The organism is Anaerobacterium chartisolvens (genome assembly GCF_003337415.1).
Lineage (GTDB): Bacteria > Bacillota > Clostridia > Acetivibrionales > DSM-27016 > Anaerobacterium > Anaerobacterium chartisolvens.
Genome location: NZ_QPJT01000001.1, coordinates 247,539 through 266,417, shown reverse-complemented (window position 1 = coordinate 266,417; position 18,879 = coordinate 247,539). Strand labels below are relative to the sequence as shown.

The 18,879-nt window shown below is 42.6% G+C and carries 19 protein-coding genes and 4 tRNA genes; 20 read left to right on the top strand and 3 right to left on the bottom strand.

Annotation, left to right across the window (positions count from 1 at the left end; all coding sequences use genetic code 11):
• The 3 genes from DFR58_RS01255 to DFR58_RS01245 form a co-directional block, all read left to right on the top strand.
• A partial coding sequence (locus DFR58_RS01255) for a flagellin N-terminal helical domain-containing protein (protein WP_114295988.1) occupies window positions 1-707 on the top strand: 707 nt, incomplete at its 5' end.
• 90 nt (window positions 708-797) lie between these two features.
• The gene (locus tag DFR58_RS01250) at window positions 798-1,622 is read left to right on the top strand and encodes a flagellin N-terminal helical domain-containing protein (protein ID WP_114295987.1); all 825 of its coding nucleotides are present in this window, start codon (window positions 798-800) and stop codon (window positions 1,620-1,622) included.
• A gap of 79 nt (window positions 1,623-1,701) precedes the next feature.
• A complete protein-coding gene (locus DFR58_RS01245) occupies window positions 1,702-2,880 on the top strand; it encodes a glycosyltransferase (protein ID WP_170137988.1) in 1,179 nt (392 codons plus the stop codon).
• A 105-nt stretch (window positions 2,881-2,985) separates the two neighbouring features.
• Here DFR58_RS01245 and DFR58_RS01240 read toward each other — a convergent pair whose 3' ends face one another.
• On the bottom strand, window positions 2,986-5,844 hold the full coding sequence (locus DFR58_RS01240; protein ID WP_114295985.1) for a phosphodiester glycosidase family protein: 2,859 nt from the start codon (window positions 5,842-5,844) through the stop codon (window positions 2,986-2,988).
• 334 nt (window positions 5,845-6,178) lie between these two features.
• Between DFR58_RS01240 and DFR58_RS01235 the strand changes: the two genes are divergently transcribed.
• The 9 genes from DFR58_RS01235 to DFR58_RS01195 all read left to right on the top strand — a co-directional run bounded on the left by DFR58_RS01235 (window position 6,179) and on the right by DFR58_RS01195 (window position 11,011).
• A tRNA-Pro gene (locus DFR58_RS01235) sits at window positions 6,179-6,254 on the top strand.
• Window positions 6,255-6,348: 94 nt separating this feature from the next.
• Window positions 6,349-7,056, top strand: coding sequence for a DUF8091 domain-containing protein (locus tag DFR58_RS01230; RefSeq protein WP_114295984.1), 708 nt, complete (start codon window positions 6,349-6,351; stop codon window positions 7,054-7,056).
• Window positions 7,057-7,136: 80 nt separating this feature from the next.
• Window positions 7,137-8,702, top strand: coding sequence for a rhomboid family protein (locus DFR58_RS01225; RefSeq protein ID WP_170137987.1), 1,566 nt, complete (start codon window positions 7,137-7,139; stop codon window positions 8,700-8,702).
• Between the two features lie 120 nt (window positions 8,703-8,822).
• Window positions 8,823-9,011: an aspartyl-phosphate phosphatase Spo0E family protein gene (locus DFR58_RS01220; RefSeq protein WP_114295982.1), complete on the top strand. Its 189-nt coding sequence runs from the start codon at window positions 8,823-8,825 to the stop codon at window positions 9,009-9,011.
• Window positions 9,012-9,100: 89 nt separating this feature from the next.
• Window positions 9,101-9,177: transfer RNA gene (locus tag DFR58_RS01215), tRNA-Met, on the top strand.
• Between the two features lie 4 nt (window positions 9,178-9,181).
• Window positions 9,182-9,256, top strand: a tRNA-Glu gene (locus tag DFR58_RS01210).
• Between the two features lie 87 nt (window positions 9,257-9,343).
• Window positions 9,344-9,419: transfer RNA gene (locus DFR58_RS01205), tRNA-Val, on the top strand.
• A gap of 384 nt (window positions 9,420-9,803) precedes the next feature.
• Entirely contained in the window at window positions 9,804-10,154 is a 351-nt protein-coding gene (locus tag DFR58_RS01200; protein ID WP_114296058.1) for a hypothetical protein, read from the top strand.
• Window positions 10,155-10,174: 20 nt separating this feature from the next.
• A complete protein-coding gene (locus tag DFR58_RS01195; RefSeq protein WP_170137986.1) occupies window positions 10,175-11,011 on the top strand; it encodes a GGDEF domain-containing protein in 837 nt (278 codons plus the stop codon).
• Between the two features lie 24 nt (window positions 11,012-11,035).
• Here DFR58_RS01195 and DFR58_RS01190 read toward each other — a convergent pair whose 3' ends face one another.
• Both DFR58_RS01190 and manA read right to left on the bottom strand, forming a co-directional pair.
• Complete coding sequence (locus DFR58_RS01190) at window positions 11,036-11,944, bottom strand: N-acetylmuramoyl-L-alanine amidase (RefSeq protein WP_114295980.1); 909 nt, start codon at window positions 11,942-11,944, stop codon at window positions 11,036-11,038.
• Window positions 11,945-12,004: 60 nt separating this feature from the next.
• A complete protein-coding gene (gene manA / locus DFR58_RS01185) occupies window positions 12,005-13,066 on the bottom strand; it encodes a mannose-6-phosphate isomerase, class I (RefSeq protein ID WP_114295979.1) in 1,062 nt (353 codons plus the stop codon).
• Window positions 13,067-13,395: 329 nt separating this feature from the next.
• Here manA and rpsF point away from each other — a divergent pair, with 329 nt between their 5' ends.
• The 8 genes from rpsF to rplI all read left to right on the top strand — a co-directional run bounded on the left by rpsF (window position 13,396) and on the right by rplI (window position 18,875).
• Window positions 13,396-13,683 carry a 30S ribosomal protein S6 gene (gene rpsF, locus DFR58_RS01180; RefSeq protein ID WP_114295978.1) on the top strand — a complete coding sequence of 96 codons (288 nt, stop codon included), beginning with the start codon at window positions 13,396-13,398 and terminating at the stop codon, window positions 13,681-13,683.
• Between the two features lie 9 nt (window positions 13,684-13,692).
• Complete coding sequence (locus DFR58_RS01175; protein WP_114295977.1) at window positions 13,693-14,109, top strand: single-stranded DNA-binding protein; 417 nt, start codon at window positions 13,693-13,695, stop codon at window positions 14,107-14,109.
• Between the two features lie 147 nt (window positions 14,110-14,256).
• On the top strand, window positions 14,257-14,478 hold the full coding sequence (gene rpsR / locus DFR58_RS01170; RefSeq protein ID WP_423230823.1) for a 30S ribosomal protein S18: 222 nt from the start codon (window positions 14,257-14,259) through the stop codon (window positions 14,476-14,478).
• A 131-nt stretch (window positions 14,479-14,609) separates the two neighbouring features.
• Window positions 14,610-14,795, top strand: a complete 186-nt coding sequence (locus DFR58_RS01165) for a hypothetical protein (RefSeq protein WP_114295975.1) — start codon at window positions 14,610-14,612, stop codon at window positions 14,793-14,795.
• 268 nt (window positions 14,796-15,063) lie between these two features.
• Window positions 15,064-15,897, top strand: a complete 834-nt coding sequence (pheA, locus tag DFR58_RS01160) for a prephenate dehydratase (protein WP_114295974.1) — start codon at window positions 15,064-15,066, stop codon at window positions 15,895-15,897.
• 122 nt (window positions 15,898-16,019) lie between these two features.
• Window positions 16,020-16,361, top strand: a complete 342-nt coding sequence (locus DFR58_RS01155; protein ID WP_114295973.1) for a MazG-like family protein — start codon at window positions 16,020-16,022, stop codon at window positions 16,359-16,361.
• A gap of 28 nt (window positions 16,362-16,389) precedes the next feature.
• Entirely contained in the window at window positions 16,390-18,402 is a 2,013-nt protein-coding gene (locus DFR58_RS01150; RefSeq protein ID WP_114295972.1) for a DHH family phosphoesterase, read from the top strand.
• Between the two features lie 26 nt (window positions 18,403-18,428).
• Window positions 18,429-18,875, top strand: coding sequence for a 50S ribosomal protein L9 (gene rplI / locus DFR58_RS01145; RefSeq protein ID WP_114295971.1), 447 nt, complete (start codon window positions 18,429-18,431; stop codon window positions 18,873-18,875).
• Window positions 18,876-18,879 lie beyond the last annotated feature (4 nt).

The following is an 18,879-nucleotide window of genomic DNA, read 5'->3' as shown; positions in this document are numbered from 1 at the left end:
GGGCCGGTGACGACGCGGCAGGGCTTGCAATATCCGAAAAGATGAGAGCGCAGATAAGGGGCTTGAATCAGGCATCCAGAAACTCACAGGACGGAGTATCGCTTATACAGACTGCAGAAGGTGCGTTAAACGAAACCCACAGCATACTGCAGAGAATGAGAGAGCTTGCAGTACAGGCTGCAAACGGAACCAATGATACCGAGGACACAGGCTATCTGCAGCAGGAAATTGTCCAATTAACGGCGCAGATAAACACGATAGCAGATGGTACTCAGTTCAACGGAAAGGCTTTGCTGAACGGAGGTTTGAATGCGGGGCTTACGATTCAGATTGGGGCAAACACCACCAGCGGAATTGACCAGATAACCATAAGCATAGCCACAATGGATTCGGATGCATTGGCATTGGATACTATAGACATAACTACAGATGCTACCACAGCAATAACGTCAATTGATGCTGCTCTGGCCTTGGTATCTGCCCAGAGATCAAGCCTTGGAGCATACCAGAACAGGCTTGAACACACAATAGCAAACACAGACAACGCATCCGAGAACCTTCAGGCGGCAGAATCGAGAATAAGAGATGTTGACATGGCGAAGGAAATGATGAACTACACCAAGAACAACATACTTATTCAGTCTGCTACCGCAATGCTGGCGCAGGCAAACCAGCAGCCTCAGTCGGTGCTTCAATTGCTGAGGTAACAGAGCGCTTTAAGAAAGAGTAAGGCTTAAATCCCAAATAAAAATGGCGGAAAAGGAATTCCGCCAAATAAAAATCACGGAGGTAATATTATGATAATTAATCACAATCTGGCGGCAATGAATTCGCACAGACAGTTGACAATCAACAACGGCTATCAGGGAAAGGCTTTGGAGAAGCTGTCCTCAGGCTACAGGATCAACAGAGCCGGTGACGACGCGGCAGGGCTTGCAATATCCGAAAAGATGAGAGCGCAGATAAGGGGCTTGAATCAGGCATCCAGAAACTCACAGGACGGAGTATCCCTTATACAGACTGCAGAAGGTGCGTTAAACGAAACCCACAGCATACTGCAGAGAATGAGAGAGCTTGCTGTGCAGGCTGCAAACGGAACCAATGACACAGAAGACACAGGCTATCTGCAGCAGGAAGTAGAACAGCTTCTTGCACAGATAGACACAATAGCCAACGGTACACAGTTCAACGGAAAGACCTTGCTGGCAGGCGGTCTTTCAACGGGGCTGACAATACAGATAGGTGCCAATACCCAGTCGGGAATCGACTTTATAACAATAGGGATAGACGGTATGACTACAGACGATCTTGGTATAAATTCGGTGGATATATCTGCCGCTGGAGGTGCTACCGCTGCAATAACGTCAATTGATGCTGCTTTGGCTGCCGTATCCGCGCAGAGGTCCGCCCTTGGAGCATACCAGAACAGGCTTGAGCACACAATAGCCAACACAGACAACGCATCCGAGAACCTGCAGGCGGCGGAGTCGAGAATAAGGGATGTTGACATGGCGAAGGAAATGATGAACTACACCAAGAACAACATACTTATTCAGTCTGCTACGGCAATGCTGGCGCAGGCCAACCAGCAGCCCCAGTCGGTGCTTCAATTGCTGAGGTAAGCTAAGCTTATATTTTTAAATGTGCGGGGGCGCCTTTTTTTAGGGTGCCCCCTGTGTTTTTATACGGGAGATGAAAATTATGAAAATAAGCCTTTGCATGATAGTAAAAGATGAGGAGCGGTATATAAGGCAGTGTCTGGAAAGCGCCCTGCCTTTAGTAGACGAGGCTGTAATAGTGGATACAGGTTCTACCGACGGAACTCTTGATATACTCGATAAAAGCTTTGGCGACAGGGTCAGAGTGATAAGGCATGAGTGGAAGGAGGATTTTTCAGAGGCCAGAAATAAAGCTCTGGAAAATGCGACGGGGGACTGGATTCTGGTTTTAGACGCCGATGAAAAGATATCCTTTGAGAGGAAGGAGCTTTTCGACATAATGGATAAGGAAGGTGACTCAGGCTTAAAAATTCCTTTTTATAATTTCTTCTCCAACGGTATGGTTGAATTTGCAATAGGGATGATAAGGCTTTTTAAAAGAAGGCCGGGAGTATGCTATGCCGGTGCTATACATGAGCAGCTTACCTTAAACGGGGAGCGCATGAAATTTAAAATACTGGATTCTAAGGTGTGCAGAATATTCCATTACGGATATCTCGGAAAGGTAATGGATGACAAGGACAAGATAGCCAGAAATTTGAGCATGATAGAGGAGGAGCTGAAGAAGGCTCCGGATAACCCTTTTAACTGGTACAACATGGGTATTATGGAGATGGTGCGGAAAAGATATGACCCTGCCATTGAATGCTTTTTGGAATCACATAAGCTGTGCAAGGGTGTGAGATATAACTTTGTGGAGAACATAGTGGTAAAGCTGGCTGAGTGTATGCTGGCCTTAAACCGCCACAGCGCTTGCCGTGAATATCTTGAAAATGTGCTTGAGGACAGTGTCATGAAGGGGATACCCGATCTGCACCTGTCCCTTGGACGGGCATATAAGGGTCTTAGAATGTATGAAAAGGCCATGCGGAGCTTTTCCAAATGTATTGAGCTTGGGGAGAATTCCCTTAGCACAGTATCAATGAAGGGAGCGGGAAGCTTTATACCGATGATTGAATGGGCAGGAGCACTTGTTGCCCAGAAAAAGATATCCGAGGCTGTTATCAAATATATGGAGGCTGTATTTAATAAGAATAATTATGCCAAGGCAGGCTTGCCGGAGCTGGTCAGCCTTTTAAAGCAGTATAATATGACTGATGTCTTAACCGAGCTGGGAACGTATGTGGATTTAAAGTCGGTGATGCCGGAGACGGGGACATAAATTGCTGTAGGGGCAGACCTGCGTGTCTGCCCTTAATTCCTAAAAACACAGCCTCCCTATGAATAAATAAGGGAGGCTGCGTTTTTATATATTACAAGGAGAAATTTAGGAAATAGGCTTAAACTCATATGTTACGGTACTGCCGTTGACTGTTACCAGGACATATTTGGCGGCGGAGGTATCTTTTGAAGTGATGCCTTCCGCACCATATCCTGCGGTGCTTATATATTTAATTCCGTTTTCCATGTAGCTTGTATTTTTATCGCCCTCAAAGAATACCCATATGTTTTTTTTGCTCTTCTTTTTATAGTCTGTTAGCGTATCCTTAAATAGCTTTGATTCCAAATTGTCACTAAAGGTTTCGGGGGAGCCGGCAAGAAAGATAAAGACGTTGCTTCCTTCTGCCTCATCCAATTGCCTTAAAAACCAGCCCCACTGGTTGGCTTCTGTTTTTCTAAGGCCGCCCTTTCCCATAGCGAGCTGTATAAACCTGCTGTTGACTACATCAAAGGCTTTATATTCCGAGAATGTGGCTGCAAAAGGCTTCTTTAAAGACTTAGCCGCGGCATGAGGACTGCCGCCCACGAATGCGCCGGCATCTAAGGCGCTGTTTATCTTGCTTGCCATCTTTGCGGCAAGAGATCTTTCAACATCAGTTTTAGGCTCATAGGACTGGCCAAAGACTCCAAACCTGAAGGAGGAGCTGTCCTTTTTAAAGGGGACGCTCTTGTTTGACTCATCCACAGGTACGGTATCCTTTGGTATTTTGGTGGTGTCTATGGCAGGATATGAAGACACAACGGCCTTAAGATCATCCACGTATATGCACCCGGAATCAGCTACAGGATTGGGCTGCACCATATATACCCTTGCCACGGAGGCCGGCGACGAAATATCTGAGAGAGAAGCCTCCATGTATTTCCATCCCGTCCAGTCAAGCCCTTTATTGAAATATACTATATGCTCGGCCCCTTTTGAGTCGGTTACTCTTGCCGCAAGCCAGCTTGGGCTTTCATTTTCGGTATAGACCCACATCCCTAATTTTTTTGCATTTGACGGAAGAGAGAGGCCCTTTTCGCCAAACACTATAAAGGCTGCGCGGCTTCCTGACTCAATATTTGAAAAATCATATGACAGCTTGCCGGAGGTATTCCCCGAATACTTCTGCTCCGATGACAGCTCATAGCCTCCCGGTACCTCAACAGGATAGGAAATGAAGCTGTTCTTTGAATCCTCAAAGCTGTCCAGCACGGTTGACGTTTCCTTTTCCACAGACAGGCCGCAATACGCGTTGGTGTTTCCAAGGTAAGCCTTAATATATCCTGAGCCTGCCTTTTTAGCAGTGAAGATGCCGTCCTTCATTGTACCCATTTCATCCCTTATATACCACTGTACATCATGCGGCATGATTTTTGCCGAGTACCCATTTTTGTTTATCCCTCTCAGTGAAAAGGTGTATGAGCCGTTAAGAGGCAGATTTAATGAGGTTTTGCTTAAGGTGATTTTTACAGGGGAGCTTAGGCAGGTTATATCCAGCTCACGGGATATGTCTCCTATAGAGGCTTTTACCTTTCCCGGCCCTACCGAGGAGGGGTAAAACACATTTCCTTTAAAGCTGCCCTCTATACCCGACACACTCCACTCTATATCGTCACTGTTTATTTCAACAGGGTTGAAATACTCATCATGGCCTCTTACAGTAAAGGTTCTGGAGGTATTTATAAACACATTGTCGTCTGGCGTTTCCACTATAAGCCCTGCAAGCTCCGATTGCGGGGCAGTGGAAAACACACCCACCGCATTTTCTATTCTTCTCTGTGAGCTTTCTGAGGGAGTGTTTACAACCTTGAGAGAATCGGTACCCGGTGCTCTGGCCACTGCCGTGGTTGAGCCTCCGCCGTCAAGGTTTATCGCGTCGGTCGCTCCAAGAGCCTGCATAAGCTGAGCGAGCTCCTTTATAGTCATGCCTATGCTGCCTGCCTGCCTTCCATCCACCGTAACAAGAAGCAGCTCTTTTCCGTCCTTTGTGCTTCCGATAGCAGTACGGGGCTGACGCGTACCCCCCAAAACCTGAGAGTAATGGGCAAAATAGGCGGGAATATTACCGTCTCTTATAAGAAGGGTTCCTCCGGTTACAGACATTTGCAGGTTATTTATATCAGGGCTGCTTGCTATGTTTAAGCTTACTTCATCCCCCACATTAAAATTATCCAGCAAACGCTGTGTTCCTTCATACCGGGTAACTACGGCGTACCCGTTTTCCGGCATGGAGGTCGCAGGCTGGTTTTGGCGTATTTCAGCCACCTTGCCGTCTACAACTATCATTTCGGTTAAATACTCATACTTTGCAGGAGAGTCTGTGCCTATAGTTTTCCTGCTCCATCTGCCGTCTATCACAGTGAGCTTGTTTGAGCCGTCATATGGCTTATTGAATTTATGTATGGGTATGGCATTGCCGTTAGGAGCAATAAGCTCCATGTTTATTTTCCAGTAATTATACAGAACCTCATTGAGGTTGTTTAACGAAAAGCTTGCCATGAGGCTGTCTGCTTGGTCATAAGTGCTTGAAGCCGAGGCTATGGTGCCTGACTCAACATATGTACCTATTGGGGTTTTATACGTCCAATCGAAGAAGCCTCCGTTAATGGCTGCCACTGCTCCCTTTGACTTTGCTATAGACTGTGTTGTAGCCAGGACCTGTATAGATTCGGGACTCATCATTGTGTCCACCTTTATATTCGGGTTTAAAGGGTCTACTCTGATGACGTTTATGCTCAGCCAGCCATCGGTAGTAAAACGGGTTATTTTTTCCAGGGTTGCACCCGATGTAATGTTTGTTCGCCCTGAGCTTGACTGCAAAATAGTGCTTGAGCCGGCGGCCCTTACCGCACTTAACGGCAAAAGGGAAATAAAGGCCACTACCACGGCCAGTGCGGCTATCAGACTTTTTCTTATGTACAACATTTTTACCTCCAAACTACATAACTTATTTTTTTTTAGAAAGCTCTTGCTGGTTTACATAATACGAATGACTTCCTTCTTTCATTATAAGACATATATATTAGACGTATCAAGTTACCGTTTTGTTACAAAAAAAAGGTTAATTTACGTAAAAAAATTTAAAATATTTTGAAGCTTCAGGCTGTGAAATACCAATTACCTTAAGATTCGATATGGCAATAAAACGAATTGCGGGGACGAATAGTTAAGATATGCGGATATAAATGCGTTTAAGCACAGCTTTTATCAATTGCATATACAGGGCTGTTATAGTAGAATAATCTTTGCGTTAAATTATCGGGGTGTGGCGAAGTTGGTATCGCGCGTGGTTTGGGACCATGAGGCCCAGAGTTCGAGTCTCTGCACTCCGACCAGTGAAACAACAATCGGATTTATTCCGGTTGTTGTATTTTTTTATATGCATAAGCTGCTTTTAAGCTTAAGGAATTAGAAGGTGAAGGCACCAAAATGACAAAGGAATATGAAAACGTTATTTACGGCCAAAACGGAATAAACACCGAAAAAGAAAGCTCTCTGCACAAGTCCGTAAAGGAAGGCTGCGGAGCCTATGGAGGGAAAGTTGAGGTTCGGATAGACGGCTTTATAGTTGATGCGGTAAAAAACGGCCTGTTAATAGAAGTACAGACAGGAAATTTTGCTTCAATAAAGGACAAGCTGAAAAGACTTGCACAGGAGCACAAGGTAAGGCTGGTATACCCTGTTGCGCAGGAAAAGCTTATAACACGCATATCTTCCGAGGGTGAGATAATAAATACGAGAAAATCACCGCGCAGGGGAAGGGTTACCGATATCTTTAATGAGCTTATAAGGTTTCCCGAGCTGGTAAATAACGATAATTTTACTATAGAGGTATTGCTGGCAAGGGTTGAAGAAATAAGATGCGATGACGGAAAGGGAAGCTGGAGGAGAAAGGGAGTAAGCATAAAGGACAAAAGACTTATAGAAATATTTGAGAGTATTGTTTTGGAGAATAAAAAAGATTTTTCAGGACTTTTGCCGAAGAGTATAGAGCAGCCGTTTTCCAGCAGAGATTTGGCAGCGGCGGGAGGATACCCTGTAAATACAGCGCGTAAAATAACCTATTGCCTTAAAAAAATGGGAGCATTGAGGGAATGCGGCAAAAAGGGAAATTTAATTCTTTATGAAATTATATAAGCTGTTAAAAGTATAAATATTCAGGGTGTTTTGATATAATAAACGAATACACGTTTAAAATGTCATACAGGAGCAGGTGGATGATGAAGCAAAATTATATAAACCTTTTGCTTGAAAGGCTTATAGACAAAAGAGACTACCTTCCCATAAGGGGACAGAACGGAGAGGTATCTGTCAGAGATGGAATGGCCATTGTAGAGAAAACCTATTTGGGCAATTACATGATTGTGGAGATAATAGACGGAGACCGGTTTAGCAAAGAGGAAATTGCGGTTCGGCTTGAGAAAAATAAGAATGTTTTGATGAATATAGACAGAACAGGCTGCTTCTTTTTTGATGTGATAATTTTTGATTCGCTGCCGGATGAGCAGAAGCTTTCTGCCATAAGAGAGGGTCAGTATATGGACGGCAGCCAAAAGAGAGCCCTTTCATGCATTACTGTTAATCTTTCCGAAGGAGCTGTGGAGAAACAGCACAAGTTTTCATCCCCGTCAAATGAGATTGACAAGCTGCTCAAGGCTTGTCTTAAGGAGGATTGGAAAGATACGGGAAACACAATAGATCTTGAGGGACTTATGCAGAAGAAGCAGGATGAGCTGTCTGTGACCTTCGTAGCCCGGAAGCCTTTTTTTACATATACGCTTATTATTATAAACATCGCGGTGTCGTTGCTGATATACTTATATCAAAGGCGTACCGGCACAGATTTCAATGAGCTTCTCAGCAGGTTTGGTGCCAAAAACAACATGCTTATACTTCAGGGCGAATACTGGAGGTTTATTACCCCGGTGTTTCTGCATGGGGGTCCGCTTCATCTGATTATCAACTGCTATTCTCTCTATGTAGTGGGTGTATTTGTAGAAAGACTCTTCGGACATGCTAAGTTTGCTTGTATTTATTTTGCGGGAGGCATACTTGGCAATATAGCAAGCTTTATGTTTTCAACAAGCATGGGTGTAGGGGCGTCAGGTGCTATTTTTGGATTGATGGGTGCAATGCTTTATTATGGAATGGAATATCCTGCGCATTTCAGGAGGTATTTCGGGCACAATATAATTATTACAATTGTTGTAAACATAGCTTACGGATTTTCTGCTCAGGGAATAGACAATTATGCTCACCTTGGGGGACTGGCAGGAGGATTTCTTGCTTCGGGAGTCGTTGGAATAAGCAAAAAAAGATCTGCCTCAAGGGTACCGGGAAGGCTTGTATTCTTTGTGGTTCTGGCGGCTATGGCAATTGGAGGGCTGTATTATGGGTTTAACAACACCCAGAATTCTTTTCTTAATAAGGTAACCCGGTTTGATTCTATGGCAAATGACGGCAGGTGGACTGATATAGAAGAGCTTGGAGAGGATATTCTGTCGACAGGCAGGGCGAATCAAAACATAAAGGTTAATGTCCTTATTTATGTTGTGCAGGCGGAGCTTAATTTGGGAAAATACGATGAGGCTGCTGTACATGCCAAAGAAATTTTACCTCTAAATGCGGCATGGGGGCATTATACTCTGGGGGTTATATACTTTAATACACAGCAGTACGAGCTTGCCGAGAAGGAGCTCATAGAGGCCAGAAGCTTGAACCCGTCAATAGGAAATATTGACGAAATATTAAATTTAATTAATAAAAATAAAACCGCAGAATAGAAGCATTTTAATCTGAAAATATTATTTTACAATACTTGACATTAAATTGCTTGCTTTGATATAATTCTTGTAATCGATCTGAGAAGTATATAAAAATTTGCAAATGATGAGGTAGCATTTATGAGAGAGTACGCAGCAGTTAATGATGAAATAAGATCGCTTCAGGAGGAAATGAATCTTCTTTTAGGACAAAAAGGATTTATGGAGTACGACAGGGTACTGTCTTTAAGTCAGAAGCTTGACGAAATTATAAATGAGTGGATTAGGATAAAAGGATTTGCACGTTCGGTAAAGCTTCCGGGATCTTAAAAATATCGTTTCTGAAACATTAAACTTTTTCTTGACTTTTCATCAGGCTATCGGCTATAATATAAAAGCGCGTTGGTTACGTGCATTATGGCGGCGTGGCTCAGCTGGCTAGAGCATGCGGTTCATACCCGCAGGGTCGTTGGTTCAAGTCCAACCGCCGCTACCATAATGGCCCATTGGTCAAGTGGTCAAGACACCGCCCTTTCACGGCGATAACAGGGGTTCGACTCCCCTATGGGTCACCAACTAGAGGTGAGATGTGAGAAGTTAGAGGTGAGAAGCTAATGCTGTTTTTTGTTAATGTCTGATTTCTCACATCTCATCTCTAATACGGGCGCTTAGCTCAGCTGGGGGAGCACCTGCCTTACAAGCAGGGGGTCATAGGTTCGAGCCCTATAGTGCCCACCATAAATAATAGCTTTAAGACTGTGGACAGTCTTAAAGCTATTATTTTCTTAACCCTGTGTCTGCTTATGTAAAATTTAACTTGTTTTTAACGCTAAATAAATAGAATTATGTCTACTTTCATACTATAATCAATATATAAATGGGGAGCTATACAAACGGATTTTAACGAAAGATAAAAGAGCTTAACAATAGCGGAAATATACGGGAGAAGATATGGAAAAACAGCTTGTAAATAACAGAAATATCTGTGTTGAAAGGCTTACACAGGCGTCTCTGTTATTCGTTGTATTTATTTCAGATGTGTTGTATAGCAGTAGACATAATAGGTTATACTATGATAGTATTATATATCAGATCAGATATTTATGTTTACGGAGAAATGCTATGAACAATTTTAATGATAAGATAAAAAGAGCTGAAATAAACATGCGCCTGTCTGAGTTCGAAATCCCGCCCATGCAGGATGCGTTGATTGTAGGAAAAAGAGCTCCCATAGGGCCTGAGGCTGCAAGAAGAATGGTTGACATACTTTCGCCCGAGCAGTATGAGATTGTTGAAATTGAGCACCCTGTTATTGAGGCTGTCGTTATCAGAAAATCCCTTACAAGCATGATAAGCAAGGACAGGCTGGTACAACTGATTCTTGATGAAGGAGGCAAGGTTGCTAATGAATCTACCATTATTAAGGCGCAGCTAAATATTGTACTTCATGTCAGCACCTCTATAGAGCTATGATATCGGATATTTCAAATATTATGACGAGAGATGTAGTAACAGTTAACGCAGAGGACGGATTGTGCAAGGCTCAGAGGCTTATGGACAAGTACTCAATAGGATGTCTTCCTGTGGTAGATGACAGCAGAATTGTCGGCATAGTAACCTCTAAGGACATACGAAATTCCCATCCCAACAGAATTGTTGCCGATGCCATGTCAAGGAAGGTTATTTTTGTTACACCTGATATATCGGTGTGGGATGCCAGACAGAAGATGGAAAAGCATAAAATTGAGAGACTGCTTGTGCTGAATAAGGAAAAGCTCGTGGGGGTTGTTACACGTGCCAAGCTTTACTATGAGCTGGGGAAGCATACCGATCTTCTGACGGGCCTTTATAAGGCGGAATATGTTTACCAGAAAGCTGTAGAGCTTTTAGAGGGCGGCGTTGAAATAAGCTTCATATTTATTGACATGGATAGGTTTGGATATATAAATAAGGAATACGGGCACACTACGGGAAACATGATCTTAAAAGAGATGGCGGGGATATTAAAGCGTGTTGTATCCCAAAAAGCATACCTCTGCAGATTTGGAGGGGATGAATTTGTTATACTGGATCCTAATGGAGCGGATCAAAGCAGAATTATTGCGGAGAACTTCTTAAAAGAGGTTTCAGGCACCAGATTTTATAAAGATATTAAAGTATCGGCCTCTGTGGGTATTGCAGGCAATGGCAATTATGAAAATAAGGAAGGCAGTCATATTAAAAGTGTGATGGAGATGATTAATACGGCAAGCCTTGCCTCTACCAAGGCTAAGAAGGAGAAACACCCTATAATTGTCGCGGAGGGCGCGGCTGTGTCCGAAATTGCATAGCAATGGGAAAATACAAAATAGTTTTCACAGCCCTGAGCGCGTTATCCCTTCCATAATTGCCTTAGCCAGATTTTCTCTGAATTGCTCCTGCTTTAGCAGGCTTCGTTCGCTGCTGTTTGTGACAAATGCAGTTTCTACCAGTACACCCGGTATATCGGAATGCTTTAAAACATAAAAATTTGCTGATTGTATGTCGTTCTGCCTTCTTTTTTTACCGTTTACATCTATGGCATTCAGCGCTTTTTGGATGCTGGAGGCCAGAGCTTTGGATTCTCTGCTCCGTGAGTTATAAAACACTATTGATCCGCTTATGCCGGGGTCTTCAGGAAGGCTGTTGATATGGACGCTCACAAAAAGCTTGGCCTTGCTGCTGTTTATAATGCTTACTCTTGCATCCAGGTCCTTCTTTTCACGGGGATAGTTTTTGCTGCACAGGCTGTCAAGGCTTTTGTCGGTTTCTCTAGTCATCACGACTTCATAGTTGCTCAAAAGCAAACGCTCCTGAAGCCTTTTTGATATATCAAGAGTAACCTCCTTTTCAACCACACCCCCTTTGGACGCTCCCTCGTCAATGCCGCCATGTCCGGGATCGATTACGATTTTAGCCAGAGGCTTGTTTTTCTTTTTGAGCTTTTCTATTTGTGACAGTGTTATAGGGCCTGCTTTTCCGGTAGTGATTATATTATATTTCTTCTGGAACTTGATTACCGAGGCTTCTGTTATATCGCCGAAATAGCCTGTGGGATCAACATCAAAAAAGCCCAGAAGCTTTAAATCCTTTTGAAGCTGAAGCACCTGTGCCCCGTCCATGCCCTTTTTCAGCACATCGGCGCGAGGGGAGGCCAGGGCAATTATGGCAGTTACAAGTATAAGAAAAATGCATATAAATATGCTTAAGGTAAAAACCCCTTTCTTCTTCAGCCTTATCGGCATAATTACAATCACCTCCTTACAGCATTTACTTATATATTTCAGGAATATTGTTAGGTGCCGCTATTCCAACCCGCTTACATTTTTAAAGATATCTTCCTTTGAGTAGCCGGCATTTTCTAAAGGCTCAAGTACATTTTTATTAAGATCGGGAACATATGATTTAAGCGCCTTCAGATTGCCTCGTATGTGGTAGCCTCCCATAAAGGCGGGAATAAGAACCGACTGACCCTGACTGACATACTCTGCTCCCCCTTGATATTCTATCCGGCCTTCCCCTTCAATAAATACATACAGGCAAAACCTGCTCCCGTCGGCATTTTCCTCTATAGTTCCATTTATATCATATAGCTCCACACAAAAATATTTATTCGCTATCTTGTATGTCTTATAACAGCTTTCGGCTATTTTTATGCTCAGGCCTTGGTATTTTTCTTTTCTGCCGGCTCCGTCGAAGTCTATGACATCCAGAGCCTTTTCTATGTGGAGAGTTCTTTTATTTCCGTTCTTATCCGTGCGGTTATAGTCATATAACCTATAGGTGGTGTTCGAGGTTTGCTGGATTTCCGCAAGGACAATTCCCTCACCTATTGCATGTACCAGCCCTGCCGGGATGTTTAAAAAATCTCCGGGAAAAACCTCAATGTATTTTAAGCAGGCTTCAATTTTATTTTTCCCGACAGCCTTTGCAAAGGAAGCCTTTGTTACGCCTGGAGCTATGTCGTATATAAGCTTTGCTCCCGGCTTGGCGGAAATTATATACCACATTTCGTTTTTGCCAAGCTCTCCATTTTCGTTGACTGCAGCGTATTGATCTTCGGGATGAACCTGCACAGACAGCTTGTCATTGGCGTCAATAAGCTTAACGAGTAAGGGGAATTTCTCAAGGGCACTGTCTGGAAGCTCACACCCTATCAGCTTCCTTCCTAGTTTTTTTACAAGCCCGGGAAGGGGCAAGCCCTCATATGATCCATTTGCCACTGTGCTTACCCCGTCGGGGTGACAGGAAATTTCCCAGCTCTCGGCTACTATTCCTTCAGGAAGACGCTTTCCTAGCTTTTGAAAGTTTCTCCCTCCCCATATGTAGTCTTTAAAAACAGCATTGAATTTTAACGGATATAACATGTTTAAGCCTCCAAAAAGCTGTGTGCGGGGAAAAATTTTAAAAATTCCCGAGTTAGTGTTTATAAGCCTGTTAAAACGGCAAAAATATTTATTGAAAAATAAATATAAAGTGACAGAAATCAACAAAGAACAAATCTATCATTGCTAAAAGTATACCATAAAATTATACCATAAAATTATACTTAGGGAAAGAATTTTATCATATTTTAGGTGTGTTCTAAAAATTTTTCTTGTGTAATTTGAAGCAGTGTGATAAAATACCTATTTGTGAATCCTTGCTCTGCAATTTTAAATGCGGAGCCGTTTAGTCCGGAAGGAGGTGAAGTCGAATGATGAACAAATATGAAACCATTTTCATCATTAGCTCTGAGATTGGGGAAGAGAATGTAAAGGCTCTTGTAGAGAAGTTTAAAAATTTGCTGGAGACCTCTGCCCAACTCGAGAATATTGATGAATGGGGCAAAAGAAGATTGGCATATCCTATAGATGACATTAACGACGGCTATTATGTTTTAGCTGATTTTAGTGCCGAGCCGTCTTTCCCCCAGGAGCTTGAAAGAATCTACAAAATAACCGAGGGAATCATTAAGTATATAGTTATTAAGAAGGAAAAATAGGGTGGTTTTATGAATAAAGCTATTTTAATGGGAAGACTTACTAAAGATCCTGAGCTGAGATACTCCTCCAGCAGCAATATTGCCGTCTGCAGGTTCACTGTCGCTATAGACAGAAGGTTTCAGAAGCAGGGGGAGGAGAAGCAGGCTGACTTTATACCCGTAGTTTCGTTTGGCAAGACAGGAGAATTCTGCTCAAAGTATTTTCAAAAGGGAAGCAGAATCGCTGTTATAGGCCCAATACAGACCAGATCCTGGGATGACAATGAGGGTAAAAAGCATTATGCCACAGAGGTTGTTGCTGAGGAGGCATATTTTGCAGACAGCAAAAGGAGTGATGCTCCGCCCTCAAGGAATACGGCGGTAGGTGAGCCCAGCCAGAATGATGGTTTTTATCCTTTGGATGACGATGATGAACTGCCGTTTTAACATGTATTTATTATTAGTGTAATTTAACGTGGCAGGCTGTACAGTATGCAGTGCCATTATGAAAGGAGGGTTTTTATCATGCCGGGAGGAAAGAGAGAACGAAGCGGTCCAAGAGACTCTTACGACAAGGGCGAGGGCAGAGGCGGAATGAAAATGAGAAGGGCGAAGAAAAAGGTTTGCTCCTTCTGTATAGATAAAGTTACCGATATAGACTACAAGGAAGTTGCAAAAATAAGGAAATATGTTTCCGAAAGAGGTAAAATACTTCCCAGAAGAATATCCGGTAATTGTGCAAAGCACCAGCGCCAGCTTACTATTGCAATAAAGAGAGCAAGACATATTGCCTTGCTTCCGTATACTTCGGAATAAATTAAAATATATTAATTTTATATATTTGCAAGGACTCAAAAAATCCCGGATTTTTTCTAAATTAAAATCCGGGATTTTATTTATATTAAGTCAGAAGATCTTAAAGGGTGTATTTAATTTAAGTAACGAAAATGCAGATTTTAACTCCCCTTCTATCTTCCCCTCACATTGAGGGGAAGAAAAAGAAGGGCGCTGGAGAAGAAAATGAGAAGAACAACGCAGGCACATGTAAAGCAGCTAGCGAAAGAAATGAGAAGACATCCTACAAGTCCTACATGGACCTTCTTTTCCTTCCCCTCGAAGTGAGGGGAAGATAGATAGGGAGCTTATTAAAAATCTGGATTTGGAATAAAACGCCATAATATATTGGCTCTTTTTAACCATTTTTTTGGATAATTATGCTGTTATGTGAAAAAGGTGCTTCAATTGTAATCCCTATGGCGATTTCCCGAAATGCTGTGTCAGATATAATTTATGCACCCGATCTTAAAATACCGGGTTGGAAAAATAAGAGATTAGTGTTATTATATTATTTAGCCCCTTAATGCTACTAAAGAGGGAGTTTGCTTCGGGTAAGAGGTATTTATGGTAAGAATAGGCTATCTGGGGCCTGAGGGAACATTTTCCCATGAGGCCCTGCTTAAGTATGCCGGGGGGAATTTATGTGCATATTCCATACATGGGTATGCATCTATACCTGACATATTATATGGGGTACATAACGGTGAAATAGATGAGGCTATAGTTCCTATAGAAAACTCTATTGAAGGAGCCGTAAGCGTTACGCTTGATATAATTGCGGCAGACGTAGATCTTAAAATCAAGGGCGAAGAGGTTATGAATATAAAGCAAAACCTCATGGCTAAAAAGGGAACTAAAATTGAGGATATAAAACAAATACTGTCGCATCCTCAGCCGATAGGACAGTGCAGGAAATATATAAATTCCTGTTTTCCGAATGCGGAGGTGAAATGTGTTTACAGCACTGCGGGCGCGGCAAATGAGGTTGCCATGCTTGGAGGGGGCTTAGCGGCTATAGGGTCGGCTGCGGCTGCCGAGGCCTATGGACTTGATATACTTGCACATAACATTCAGGATGGGGATAACAATTCCACGAGATTTATTGTTGTGTCAAGGGATGACCGCGAAAGGACAGGGCATGACAAGACATCAATTGTTTTTTCGACTGAGGACAGGCCGGGAAGCCTGTACAGGATACTTGACATATTCAACCTCTGGGATATAAATATGACCAGAATTGAGTCAAGGCCTGCTAAAAATCAGTTGGGGAGGTACATTTTTTTTGTTGACGTTGTGGGCCACAGAAGTGATGAGGATGTAAAGGACGCTCTTACAATGATTAAGAAAAAGACTTCCTTTTTTAAATTTTTGGGGTCATATCCTTACAGCCCGGGCTGACGGTTTAAAGAGGCATGGAGCTTTTATTTGGGAAATTCACAATTAAAGGTGCTTTCGATGGTATAATATTATGGCGGCGGCTGTATTAAAATCAAAGGCTAAAGTGATTTTGAGGTGAAAGCATGGCTATTTTTGACAGGGAAATAGATATTACAAGGAATATTAAAACCATAGAGTGGTTAAAGAGTGAGCTTCTTACCGATATAGCCAACCTTTTTAAGGTTCTGGTCAACGGTATGAAGGAGGAGGTTCGTGACTCTATCGCCGAAACGCTTTCGAACATTATTTTAATTTGTTACCTTTTGGGAAGGCGTCTGGGCCTAAGTTATAATGCTATTGAGCTTAAAATAGGGAATAAAATCAAGCTGGGGCTTATTGAAGAACATGATGTAGAGAAATATTATGGGGACTTATCGGAGTTATCCAAGCACTTAAACAGCTCAAGGCTGAAAGCTAAAAAATAGGGGAGTATAAGAAAACAAGGAGATGCTAATGGATAATAAGAAATTTTCCGGAATATTCGTACCGCGTGCAAGCTTTTATCTATGGGTTATATTTATTTTGGCGGTTGTAATAACAGTGCTTGATTGGAGGGTATCGGTGCCCTGCTATCTCCTGCTGGCAGCTCTTGTATATTATAATTTCAGATCCAATTATGTAAGGCAGAAGGAAATAACAAAATATATTGAAAACCTCACATTGAATATTGACACTGCCACAAAGGACACCCTGCTGAACTTCCCCATGCCTTTGGTAGTGATTGAGCTGGATGGGACAATAATATGGTATAATTCCTCCTTTAGAAAGATTTTTGAAGGGCAGCAGCTTTTTGAAAGAACGATAGGTTCTTTTGCGGAGGAGCTTCACCCTGAGAATCTGATTAGCGACAGAACCAATATATCAAAGGAGACGGTAATAAACGGAAGGCACTATTCGGTTTTGGGCAACATTGTAAAAATAGATGAAAAGAGCAGCTCCAATGAGTATATACTCCTGCTATATCTTATAGACAATACCGAGCTTGTTGAGGTAAGAAAGCTTTATAGGGATGAAAGGGCATCCATAGGAATAATTATTATTGATAATTATGATGACCTGATGCAGAGCCTGGAGGATTCAAACCGCCCTCAGATGCTGGCTGAAATTGAAAAGAAGGTGGCACATTGGGTAGGCTTTACCGGCGGAGTATTGAAGAAATTTGAAAGGGACAAGTACCTGCTTATATTTGAACACAAATACCTTAAAGAATTTGAGAATAAAAAATTTGACATATTAGACAGCGTAAAGGAAATTAATCTGGGAAATAGAATTCCTGTTACATTGAGTCTTGGCTTAGGAATAAATGGAAAGACTATGGCTGAGAACTTTCATTTTGCGGCGGCCTCAATAGATATCGCTTTGGGAAGGGGAGGAGATCAGGTTGTAATTAAGGACGGAGAAAGCTTTAGCTTCTTTGGAGGGAAAACCCGTGAGATGGAAAAGAGAACCAGAGTTAAGGCCAGAGTGATAGCTTATGCGCTGCGTGAGCTGATAGAGCAGTCGTCGGGTGTAATGATTATGGGGCATGAAAATGTAGACATAGATGTGCTGGGAGCGGCCATGGGTCTTTATAGAATAGCCTGCGGCAGAAAAAAGGATACCAATATCGTGTTGGAATATTCAAATCCTACTATAGATGCAATAATGACAAAGATACAGAACGATGGTGAATACGAAAACTTATTTATCGGAAGGGCTGAGGCTCTGAACAAGGTGAACACGAGGACTCTTTTGATCATCGTGGACACTCACAGGGCTGCCTTTACAGAATGCCCGCAGCTTTTAAACTATACAGACCAGATAGTGGTTATAGATCATCACCGTAAGGGCGCGGACTTTATACAGGATGCTGTGTTGACTTACCAGGAGACATATGCGTCTTCGACCTGTGAAATGGTAACGGAAATACTGCAGTACGTTGAAGAAAATCCCGGGCTTAGGCCTCTGGAGGTTGAGGCATTGTACGCCGGTATTGTGATAGACACCAAGAACTTTACCTTTAAGACGGGTGTAAGAACCTTTGAGGCTGCATCGTACTTAAGAAGGCAGGGAGTGGACACATTTACGGTAAAGCAGTTGTTTCAGAATGATCTTAAGACCTATACAAGCATATCAAACGTCGTTAGAGACGCTGAAATAATTAATGACAGGATTGCCTTATCAGTATGTGCTTCAAATGTAAAGAGTGCGCAGCTTATAGCCGCGCAGGCGGCTGATCAGCTTTTGAGCCTTTCGGGCATAGCTGCAGCATTTGTGCTGAGTACTGCGGGAGCCACGGTTTTTATCAGCGGAAGGTCGTTTGGGGATATAAACGTACAGGTAATTCTTGAAAAGCTTGGAGGGGGAGGTCATTTTACGGTAGCGGGCACTCAGATAGAGGGTATTTCTGTCGAGGAGGCGAAGGAAAAGCTTAAATATGCTATAATTAACTATATTGATAGTTTAAGCGGCAGTGAAAAGCAGTAAATTTTAATTTAATTACGGAGGTAAAAATGAAGGTTATTTTAAAGCAGGATGTTAAAGGACTTGGGAAAAAGGAAAGCATGGTGGAGGCCAGCGACGGATATGCAAGGAATTATCTGCTTCCGAGGGGTCTGGCGGTGGAAGCAAGCGCATCCAATATAAATGTTCTGAACTCCAAAAAGGACTCGGAAAGAACAAAAAAGGAGAGGGAGCTTGCGGCCGCCAAGCTTGTTGCTGAGAAAATCAAGGATATTGTCGTGGTTATCAAGAGCAAGGCAGGAGAAAACGGAAAGCTTTTTGGGTCCATAACAAGCATGGATATATCAAGCAGGCTTAAGAAGGATTTTGGACTGGATATTGACAAGAAAAAAATACAGCTTCATGATTCAATAAAAACATTGGGAACCGCAGAGGTAGAAGTGAAGATTTATTCTGAGGTCAGCGCCAAGCTTAAGGTTAAAATAGAGCAGGAATAGGAGC

Coding starts and splice junctions, on each gene's coding strand:
- DFR58_RS01250 (WP_114295987.1), top strand. CDS start 798: ATGATAATTAATCACAATCTGGCGGCAATGAATTCGCACAGACAGTTG.
- DFR58_RS01245 (WP_170137988.1), top strand. CDS start 1,702: ATGAAAATAAGCCTTTGCATGATAGTAAAAGATGAGGAGCGGTATATA.
- DFR58_RS01240 (WP_114295985.1), bottom strand. CDS start 5,844: ATGTTGTACATAAGAAAAAGTCTGATAGCCGCACTGGCCGTGGTAGTG.
- DFR58_RS01230 (WP_114295984.1), top strand. CDS start 6,349: ATGACAAAGGAATATGAAAACGTTATTTACGGCCAAAACGGAATAAAC.
- DFR58_RS01225 (WP_170137987.1), top strand. CDS start 7,137: ATGATGAAGCAAAATTATATAAACCTTTTGCTTGAAAGGCTTATAGAC.
- DFR58_RS01220 (WP_114295982.1), top strand. CDS start 8,823: ATGAGAGAGTACGCAGCAGTTAATGATGAAATAAGATCGCTTCAGGAG.
- DFR58_RS01200 (WP_114296058.1), top strand. CDS start 9,804: ATGAACAATTTTAATGATAAGATAAAAAGAGCTGAAATAAACATGCGC.
- DFR58_RS01195 (WP_170137986.1), top strand. CDS start 10,175: ATGACGAGAGATGTAGTAACAGTTAACGCAGAGGACGGATTGTGCAAG.
- DFR58_RS01190 (WP_114295980.1), bottom strand. CDS start 11,944: ATGCCGATAAGGCTGAAGAAGAAAGGGGTTTTTACCTTAAGCATATTT.
- manA (WP_114295979.1), bottom strand. CDS start 13,066: ATGTTATATCCGTTAAAATTCAATGCTGTTTTTAAAGACTACATATGG.
- rpsF (WP_114295978.1), top strand. CDS start 13,396: ATGATGAACAAATATGAAACCATTTTCATCATTAGCTCTGAGATTGGG.
- DFR58_RS01175 (WP_114295977.1), top strand. CDS start 13,693: ATGAATAAAGCTATTTTAATGGGAAGACTTACTAAAGATCCTGAGCTG.
- rpsR (WP_423230823.1), top strand. CDS start 14,257: ATGAAAATGAGAAGGGCGAAGAAAAAGGTTTGCTCCTTCTGTATAGAT.
- DFR58_RS01165 (WP_114295975.1), top strand. CDS start 14,610: ATGCAGATTTTAACTCCCCTTCTATCTTCCCCTCACATTGAGGGGAAG.
- pheA (WP_114295974.1), top strand. CDS start 15,064: ATGGTAAGAATAGGCTATCTGGGGCCTGAGGGAACATTTTCCCATGAG.
- DFR58_RS01155 (WP_114295973.1), top strand. CDS start 16,020: ATGGCTATTTTTGACAGGGAAATAGATATTACAAGGAATATTAAAACC.
- DFR58_RS01150 (WP_114295972.1), top strand. CDS start 16,390: ATGGATAATAAGAAATTTTCCGGAATATTCGTACCGCGTGCAAGCTTT.
- rplI (WP_114295971.1), top strand. CDS start 18,429: ATGAAGGTTATTTTAAAGCAGGATGTTAAAGGACTTGGGAAAAAGGAA.